General features: G+C 38.5%; 9 protein-coding genes. 5 read left to right on the forward strand and 4 right to left on the reverse strand.

The window, feature by feature from the left end; translation table 11 throughout:
- Window positions 1-471 precede the first annotated feature (471 nt).
- Window positions 472-1,845, forward strand: a complete 1,374-nt coding sequence (locus D5R40_RS27475; protein WP_124147274.1) for a cytochrome P450 — start codon at window positions 472-474, stop codon at window positions 1,843-1,845.
- Between the two features lie 737 nt (window positions 1,846-2,582).
- On the opposite strand, the gene D5R40_RS27480 is transcribed toward D5R40_RS27475, so the two are convergent.
- Window positions 2,583-3,047 carry a universal stress protein gene (locus D5R40_RS27480; protein ID WP_124147264.1) on the reverse strand — a complete coding sequence of 155 codons (465 nt, stop codon included), beginning with the start codon at window positions 3,045-3,047 and terminating at the stop codon, window positions 2,583-2,585.
- A gap of 901 nt (window positions 3,048-3,948) precedes the next feature.
- Complete coding sequence (locus D5R40_RS27485; RefSeq protein WP_124147273.1) at window positions 3,949-4,422, reverse strand: universal stress protein; 474 nt, start codon at window positions 4,420-4,422, stop codon at window positions 3,949-3,951.
- Window positions 4,423-4,510: 88 nt separating this feature from the next.
- Between D5R40_RS27485 and glgX the strand changes: the two genes are divergently transcribed.
- The 3 genes from glgX to D5R40_RS36205 all read left to right on the forward strand — a co-directional run bounded on the left by glgX (window position 4,511) and on the right by D5R40_RS36205 (window position 7,098).
- Window positions 4,511-6,631, forward strand: a complete 2,121-nt coding sequence (glgX, locus tag D5R40_RS27490; RefSeq protein WP_124147263.1) for a glycogen debranching protein GlgX — start codon at window positions 4,511-4,513, stop codon at window positions 6,629-6,631.
- A gap of 147 nt (window positions 6,632-6,778) precedes the next feature.
- Window positions 6,779-6,922 (forward strand): hypothetical protein, encoded by a 144-nt coding sequence (locus D5R40_RS36200; RefSeq protein WP_161564710.1) that lies wholly within the window; start codon window positions 6,779-6,781, stop codon window positions 6,920-6,922.
- A complete protein-coding gene (locus D5R40_RS36205; RefSeq protein ID WP_124155502.1) occupies window positions 6,919-7,098 on the forward strand; it encodes a hypothetical protein in 180 nt (59 codons plus the stop codon). The genes D5R40_RS36200 and D5R40_RS36205 overlap by 4 nt, the downstream gene beginning before the upstream one ends.
- Before the next feature lie 558 nt (window positions 7,099-7,656).
- Here the strand turns inward: D5R40_RS36205 and D5R40_RS27500 are convergent.
- Both D5R40_RS27500 and D5R40_RS27505 read right to left on the reverse strand, forming a co-directional pair.
- Window positions 7,657-8,340, reverse strand: coding sequence for an ImmA/IrrE family metallo-endopeptidase (locus tag D5R40_RS27500; protein ID WP_124147262.1), 684 nt, complete (start codon window positions 8,338-8,340; stop codon window positions 7,657-7,659).
- Window positions 8,341-8,343: 3 nt separating this feature from the next.
- Window positions 8,344-8,682, reverse strand: coding sequence for a helix-turn-helix domain-containing protein (locus D5R40_RS27505; protein WP_124147261.1), 339 nt, complete (start codon window positions 8,680-8,682; stop codon window positions 8,344-8,346).
- A 246-nt stretch (window positions 8,683-8,928) separates the two neighbouring features.
- Here D5R40_RS27505 and D5R40_RS27510 point away from each other — a divergent pair, with 246 nt between their 5' ends.
- Complete coding sequence (locus tag D5R40_RS27510) at window positions 8,929-9,195, forward strand: hypothetical protein (RefSeq protein ID WP_124147260.1); 267 nt, start codon at window positions 8,929-8,931, stop codon at window positions 9,193-9,195.
- Window positions 9,196-9,301: the final 106 nt, after the last annotated feature.

Raw genomic sequence — 9,301 nt, forward strand, 5'->3', positions numbered from 1 at the left:
AAAATCAAAAATCAAATCAATTATCGTACAGAAATTATCAATTATATCAAATCCGTTTAATTCGGTATAAAAAAATGTTCCATCTTCAACCATTACCAAATATTTCCCCATCTCCCCATCTCCCCATCTCCCCATCTCCCCATCTAATTACACCGATGCTACCGGATTTGATATTATTTCCCCCTCCATACCTATTCCCTATTCCCTCTTTTCTGGAGATGTCTAATAGACATCTGGTGAAAAAGATATAGACTTTTTGCGCATAGTAGGCAACAGGCAACAGGGAAGATATTTTTAGGAAAAAGGTACGAAAAATGATTTAGGGAAGTGAATTTTACAACTCTAGCTTATATTAAACAAAGGGCAAGTTTATTTTCTGGAGATATCTAATAGTCTTAAATAGGATAAATCTTTATTTTTTTATTTCTTTTAAAATAGTTAGGGAAAAGATAACTAGATAGAAATATGACTATGACACAACTGCTAGGTCCAAAAGCTCCAGCTTTGATTCAACTCCTCCAGTGGGTAGCCAAACCCTTGACATTTATGGAAAAATGTGCAGAGGAATATGGAGACGCATTTCAAGTAAAATTGAATTATCCAATGGTATTTATCAGTCATCCGAAGGCCATTGAAGAGATTCTCAAGACTAATCCCAAACAGTTTGATTCTGGTATGGGAAATTTGTTTTTGCTACCACTATTGGGAGATAGCTCCCTAGCTTTGCTTGATGGTACTCTCCACCAACGTCAACGTCAACTATTAATGCCACCCTTTCATGGGGAACGAATGCAAGCTTATGGTGAGTTAATTTGCGCGATCGCTGAAAAAGTAGCTAGTAAGTGGGTAGTAGGGCAGCCATTTTCTATGAGAGAATCAACTCAAGAGATATCTTTAAAGGTGATATTACAGGCGGTCTTCGGTTTAGAGGAAGGACAGAGGTATGATAAATTAGAGCAACTTTTGACTTTAGCTCTAGAATCACTAGCTTCTCCCTCGAAAGCAAGTATGCTATTTTTCAAGTTTCTCCAAGTTGATTTGGGTAAATGGAGTCCGTGGGGTAAATTTCTCAGACAACGGCAAGAAGTTGATGAGTTACTATATGCAGAAATTGCAGCACGTCGTCAACAACTAGACTCTGAACGCTCTGATATCCTAACAATGTTGCTATTAGCTAGGGATGAAGCAGGGGAACCTATGAGCGATCGTGAATTGCGGGATGAGTTAATGACACTACTATTTGCCGGACATGAAACTACTGCCACAGCATTAGCATGGGCGTTTTACTGGATTCACCTCCAACCAGAAATTTATAATAAGCTATTGTCAGAATTGGAAGACCTTGGAGATAACCCAGATCCAATGGCAGTTATCAAGCTCCCTTATCTGAATGCAGTTTGCTCTGAAACCCTGCGTATCTACCCAGTAGCAATAATTGCATTTTCACGAATAGCTAAATCACCAATCACAATTATGGGTCAAACATATCCAGAGGGTACTGCTCTATCTCCCTGTATTTATTTAACTCATCACCGGGAAGATTTGTATCCCGAACCGGAAAAATTTAAACCAGAACGATTTTTGGAAAGGCAATATTCTGCTTATGAATTTTTGCCTTTTGGCGGTAGTAGTCGTCGTTGTATTGGAGCAGCATTTGCTATGTTTGAAATGAAACTGGTATTAGCAACTATTCTCAAACGTTATAGTTTGGTTTTGGCGGAGAAAAAAACAGTCAAAGCAGTACGTCGCGGTGTAACTTTAGCTCCTGCTGGTGGAGTAAAAATGGTAATGACTGGGAAGTGTATGTCACAAACACAACAATCTCCCTCGGTTGCGGCTGTTTGAAGAAGGCAGAAGGCAGAAGGCAGAAGGCAGAAGGCAGAAGGCAGAAGGAAAAATTGCTTATGGATAGTCTCCAGCACGCCACTTTGCCTCCTATCACCCGAACCAATTTTAAGCAACATTCATGGGCGTTGCATAAAATGCGGGATGATTTTAATAGTTTTGTGGAATGGGCATCTTGCCCGTTCCTGATATTTTCCCCTACAGGATTTCAGTTGTGACGATGTGGTTCATGCATTTGAAAAGCACTGTACAGTAAAATTGACAAATTGAATCCACACCTACAAAAATTGGTAGTCCTGCTCCCGTAATGGTAGGTTGAGATCGGGAAAACTTAGAACGGGAGCAAGATTCTCTCACTGTCTATGCCATGACCAAAATAATTAGAACGGGAGCAAGATTCTCTCACTGTCTATACCGTGACCAAAATAATTAGGGTTTGCTGAATAAATATCAAAGCATTGACAGATAAAGGTTTTAGTATTTTTTTGTCTAAAAAAGTACCAGCTTTTCAGCTCAAAAAGCTCATGCATGCTAGTATTTTGGGACGATTATGGCAGAAAAATCACTCTTACAATTTTTCCGACTACCTCCTAATTAATTCCTATTTCTCCTGTCTCCTGTCTCCTGTCTCCTGTCTCCTACCCCTACTAAAAGACTAGTGAAGCGCAAACCCTAATTAGAACGGGAGCAAGATGCTCCCACTAGCTATACCATTACAATGCACAACTACCCAAAAACTATTGCTGCACAACTAACACCGAACATTTCGCCCGGTGAATTACATAACTGCTCACACTACCTATAACCATTTCGCTGAAAACAGAATGTCCTCTGCGTCCCATAACTATTAGTTCAGCACCCCATTCCTGAGCTACCTTACAGATCTGCTTTCCAGGTACACCCTCAGTTTGAATAAATTCTGTGTTTATCCCTGCTGTTGTAGCTTCGTTAGCTCGTGACTGCAACATTTCTAGACATTTTTGGTCAAAATCTTTCCATTTTTGTTGATATTCCGCAATCAATTCTTTGTTAAATTCCCGGGAAATAGCTCCAAATTTAACGGGTATTTCTCCTTCTTCGGGAGATAAAACGTGCATTAGTTTTAAGTAGGAATTATTGAGTTTTGCTAAATTGAGAGCAGTGGCAAATACGCGATCGCTTGCTGCTGATGTGTCCATTGTTGCTAGAATTTTTTGATACATAATCTTTATGATGAAAATTTAATTATTTTGTCTGATATAGGAGAAGGAAGAAAAAAGAAGGAAAAAGCTTGCTTTGTCTGAGTTATGAGCTTTTGATATGTCCTAACCTTTCCTTAGACTGCTATAGTAATTATTGTATCTGAATTATCAGAAAAAGAATATATATTTTAATGTTGATTTCACTATAGTCAATCTCAGACTAATTATTCCTAGTGAAAATGGAAATTATGATTTTGAGTAGCTTTCTTGATAGAGTTAGCTCTTACCAGAATATCCATAAGCAATTATTAATATAGCCTTTTTATCTGGGAGGTGGAAAACAAGTGGTATGAAAAAGATATGGAGGTATGGAGAGAATAGTAAAGGGGGAAAGCAGCATTAAATAGTGGCAAACACAAAGGGATAAAGTAATTGATTGCCGTGCTTTTTTTCTGAGAAAAAACCTCAATTTAGATTGACATCTAAAATAAAAACACTATAGATATAAATGAATACTAATGAATAATTGCTCATTACTAATAGATATCTCCAATAATAAAAAATAAAATCAATTATTGCAGTCTTATTCATCAATTCTTTCCCCGGTAGTCCTGCATAGTAATAGTGAAGATACATATTTTTTAATTTCTGACCACACTCCGCACACTCCGCACACTCTGCACACTCTCTCATTACTATGCACCACCACCCTTTCCCTCTACTCCCTACGGACGTTGCATGCAACGTCCCTACTTTTGGAGGAGATGCCTAATAGACATCTGGTAAAAATCAAAAATCAAATCAATTATTATCCATAAGTTATCAATTATTCCCCTCCTGGGAGGGGTTAGGGGTGGGTTCCCTGTTCCCTGTTCCCTGTTCCCTGTTCCCTACTTTTGGAGGAGATGCCTAATAAAAAAAGCTAATCCTGTACAATATGAACAGAACAATGAGCACGATGAATAACATAATTACTGACACTACCCAATAGCAGTTCACTAAAAACGGAATGCCCACGGCGTCCCATAACGATTAAATCAGCATTACACTTTTGAGCTAATTTACATATTTCCCGACCAGGGTTGCCTCTGATTTGGGTAAATTCTGTATTGAACCCAAGTTCTTTTGCTTTATCTGCTTTTGATTTCAACATTTGTAAACATTGTTTCTCAAATTTTTCCCAAAGTTGATGATACTCTTTCATCATCTCTGGGTTAGTGCCAATGTCAGTACCAATCATTGGCCAATAATTTATCGGACTTTCTTCTGCCTCCTCCGAGAGAATATGAACCAACATCAGACTAGGGTTACTGATTTTTGCTAACTTTAGGGCTATATCAAACACGCGATCGCCCATAGCAGATGTATCGATGGCAACTAAAATTTTTTCATACATAATTAATACTTCCAATGGTTTTGTTAAATATCTATTTACATTGTATAAAATTACCAAGGTTATCTAATAGTTAAATAAGTCAAGAATTATGAATCTTAATATATTACCAGGTAATAGTTTTCCCATTGGCGCAACACTCTTAAAAGACCCCAAAGGAGTAAATTTTTCCATTTACTCTAAAAATGCTACAGCAATAGAATTATTACTATTTGATGAACCTGACGCAGCTCAACCAGAGCAAGTAATTTTACTCGACCCTAAACAACATAAAACCCATCATTACTGGCACATATTTATTTATGGTCTTAAGGCAGGACAAATATATGCTTACCGAGTTTATGGACCACTTGAGCCAGAAAAAGGTCATCGATTTGATGGTACAAAGGTATTACTAGACCCTTACGCTAGGGTAGTAGTGGGACAAGAAAAATATAGTCGTGAAGCTGCTACTGGTTATGGTGATAATTGTGCCTATGCTCTCAAAGGGGTAGTAGTTGACCCAACTACTTATGACTGGGAAGACGATATACCTCTAAACATACCTTACGCTCATACAGTTATCTATGAAATGCACGTTGGTGGATTTACTCGTAATCCTAATTCTGGCGTTTCCCCAGAAAAGCGGGGTACTTTTGCCGGACTAATTGAAAAAATTCCCTACCTGAAAGAATTGGGAATTACTGCTGTAGAATTATTACCCGTACAACAATTTGATGAACAAGATGTGCGCGAACCTCTAATCAATTATTGGGGTTATAGCCCGATCGCATTTTTTACTCCTCACCACAATTATAGTTCTCGCAAAGATATTTTCGGACCGATGGATGAATTCCGAGATATGGTAAAAGCTTTGCACAAAGCTGGAATAGAAGTAATTTTGGATGTGGTTTTTAATCATACTGCAGAGGGTAATGAAAACGGACCGACAGTTTCTTTTCGGGGACTGGAAAATTCTACTTATTACATTCTGGAGACAGACGACTCCACTTATTACAGTAACTATAGTGGTTGTGGCAATACTTTCAATACAAATAATCCTTTTGTACATCGCTTAATTGTTGACTGTCTTTGTTACTGGGTTAGAGAAATGCACGTTGATGGGTTCCGGTTTGATTTGGCATCTGTTATGTCTCGGAGTATGACTGGCGATCCGTTGGAAGATCCACCTGTGTTATGGGCAATTGAATCCGATCCTGTTCTGGCAGGGGCAAAAATTATTGCAGAAGCTTGGGATGCTGCGGGATTATATCAAGTTGGTTCATTTATTGGCGATCGCTTTGCTGAATGGAACGGACATTATCGTGATGATGTTCGTCAGTTTGTCAAAAGTGACCCCAAGATAGTTGATAAGTTAGCGGCTAGAATTATGGGTAGTCCTGATATTTATCCTCAACCAGACCGCGAACCCAATCATAGTATTAATTTTATTACTTGCCATGATGGTTTTACTATGAATGATTTAGTTTCTTATAATGAAAAACATAATGAAGCTAATTGTGAAGATAATCGCGATGGTGCTAATGATAATTATAGCTGGAATTGTGGGGTTGAAGGATTAACTAATAAGCAGGAAATTGAAAGATTACGACTGCGACAAATTAAGAATTTGTTCGCCATATTATTTTTCTCCCAAGGCACGCCAATGATTTTAATGGGAGATGAAGTAAGGCGAACTCAACTTGGTAATAATAATGGTTATTGTCAGAATAATGAACTAAGTTGGTTTGATTGGGAGCAAATTGACAAACAAAGGGATTTACTGCGATTTGTTAAAGGGATTATTCATTTTACCCAAGAGTTAGAAATGATGCGGGTAGATAAGGTTTTAGCTACAGTTGGTTCGGGTTCTCCAGAATCATCTTTACCTAGAGAGAAAAAGGAAGTTGACTCGAATAAAGTACCTAATATTAGTTGGCATGGAGTACGTTTAGGTAAACCTGATTGGCATCTAGATTCTCGGACTTTAGCTTTTAGTTTGAAGCATCCAAAAAGTGGTGAATATTTTCATATTATTTTGAATGCTTATTGGAAACCTTTAATGTTTGAGTTACCACGTTTAAAAAAAGGGGAAAGTTGGTATTTAATTATTAATACTGCTTTTCCTTCTCCTAAAGATTTTAATGATTTAGATACAGCTACAAAAGTTATTGGTGTTAGGTATCGGGTCGAGCCGCGGTCTGCTATTGTTTTAATGGCAAAACTCAATTAATATGGAGACTTTACCTCAGCAATTATCAAGAAATGACTGAAAAGCTTCAATTCTCTCCATTGCCTAATCTAATTTATGGATGTATCTTAATTATAGGATTAATTGTATAGTCTTAGTGGTAAACATAGTTAATTTTTTCATTTCCTAATGAACATAGGCATTTTATACACTGGGGGAACTATTGGTTCTGTGCAGGGAATTGATGGACTGTATCCGCTAGATACCTCTGGTTTCCAACAGGCTTTTGATGAGAATATTTTGCCGATTCTTAAAAGTCAATATCAAGATTGAATGAAGAAGTAGAATCTTTTGAAGATTTAAACGGCACAAGCTCAAAATTATTTATTGAAACTAAATTTTGCTACCCCAGGGGAGAAAGTTTTGATGGTGGGTGGTATTCCTACCAAGCATACACGAGGTACAAATTTCTTAAAGATTCAGACAATAAGTTAAATCGGCGTTGCTGAATAAATGTATGATTTCACAGGAGTCAGGAGTCAGGAGTCAGGAGTTAGAAGTTATATCATGTCCGGTAGCATTGGTGTGATTTGGACCCACCCCTAACCCCTCCCAGGAGGGGAATGTGGGGAGATAGAGAAATATTTGGCAATGGCGCTCAGAGTAACTATTTTTACTCCTGATATCATGTCTGTTTAATTACAGCGGTTTTCATTTCGGTAGACCACAGTAGAGACGTTCCATGGAACATCCCTACAAGGCGCGTGATTATGACGATGTGGTTCATCAATATGAAAAGCGTTGTAGGACTTGCCGATCAACTATAAAAGCATTGACATATAAAGGTTTCAGTCTTATTTGGTTGAAAAAAAGTACCAGCTTTTCGGTCAAGAAAGCTTATGGGTATTAGCATTTTGTGCAGACAAGCACAGAAAAATTAAGGGACAATTCTTCCAACTACATCCTGTGTAATTCGCATTTCTCCTGACTCCTGACTCCTGACTCCTAATATTATTCAACCAGCCGTTGAAACAGGCTGGCTAATTTCCTCCTGTCCGTTTTTAAACTTATCCAAACAGTTGTGTTTGTCCTTGAATTTCCTCAGGTCCCCGATGAATTGTTCGACTACCTTTAGGAATATAAATCCAGCCAAACTCTTGCAGACGGTAAGTTAAATTAGAAATGCTGACGCCTAACTCATCTTTGATTTTATAAAGATTTGACCACTTAGTTAAATCTTTGCCTTGTCTTTTTTCCTCAAGAATCGATTTTGGCATCAATAAACAGCCTGCAAAATATTGAGCTTGCCATTCAATAGAATCAATCTTGCTGCCACTTGCACCCCGACAAACAAAAGGTTGTTCTGACTGATTTGGCGTTCCATAATTACCAAGGTCGAGTTCTAACTGCTTCACAGCTCCATCTGCTTCATCCTGATTAATATGTAGCACCCAATGACCAATTTCATGAGCAAGTGTTGATTCTTGAAAGCCTTGAGGCTTGTCTAAAATCTTTTCATTGAGTTCAATCAGTCGTTCTGTTGGTAAAATTCGGGCAGCGATCGCCCCCCCTTCGTCAGGAGGAATTTCATCCCAAACTACTCCCAAGTCTAAAAAATCAGCAACTAAAGAAGCTTCAAAAGGCCACCTGGGAGCAAAATTTGCGGTTTTATGCATTAGCCTGAGAATATCATTTGCCCGATGCTCAATCGACTCCTTGCGATAAAAGCAATACGGTTTGAGGATACTCACGGTTCATTCTCCCTCTGTTGCAGCTTGAGATATTGTTTGAGCGAATTCAGGATTTTCTTGCATTCGTCGGAACAATGCGAGCATCTCTTTTGGATTTTGCTTAAGAATCTCCTCATACTGTTGAGGAATTCTGCCAGCGAGGAAAATTAATTCCTCTTCATCCAAATCGAGATTCCTAGCTAACCCACGAATCACTTCTTCTTTTGGTGCATAGTCGGCGCGATCGTTTTCTAGCTTGGACAAATATGTAAAGTCCACTCCTAAGAATTTGGCCAACTCTCGTTGGGAATATCCTTTGTCTTTACGGGCCTGTCTAATTAACTTTCCAAAACTTTTTTCCACGGCTTTTACCTCCTAATAAGCATTGTAAGCAACTTTGACGAAAATTTCAACTTTACTCTTGACGATAAAATCAACTAGCGCTACAATAGATTTAGTTGAAAAAAAAGTCAACTTATGAGACACTACTGGTAAGGTTGAAAATTAAGTCAATTAAATTTAGGCTCTATATATGGAGTCATGCTCAAGTTGGCTAATTGTAAATTTATGAGAGTCTCAACAAGTACCGCTCACCTGGAGGATAGCATTATGCTGAGAACCTGGACAGATACACACTACAAATTGGAAGACGAAGACTGGCTGTATATTGCTACCCATGAAGAACAGAGTTCAGCTTCTCTTGTTTGCCCAGGGTATGCAAGAGACGTGGAAGGCTTCAGTATTCACTTTACTCCTGCTCACATAGAAATGTTAGAGCATTTGTTGGGAGCATTGCGAATTATTAAAGCGCAGCAGGAAGCAACTACAGATTATCAATATCCACAACCAGCAAAGGCGACACATCTAATTAATTAATTTAGACTGCTGAAAAAATTGGTTGGTGGGGGTAGGATGCGGAGACGCGGAGATGGGGAGATGGGGAGATGGGGAGATGGGGAGATGGGGAGATGGGGAGATGGGG

Origin of the sequence: Okeania hirsuta (genome assembly GCF_003838195.1) — a bacterium.
Classification (GTDB): Bacteria; Cyanobacteriota; Cyanobacteriia; order Cyanobacteriales; family Microcoleaceae; genus Okeania; species Okeania hirsuta.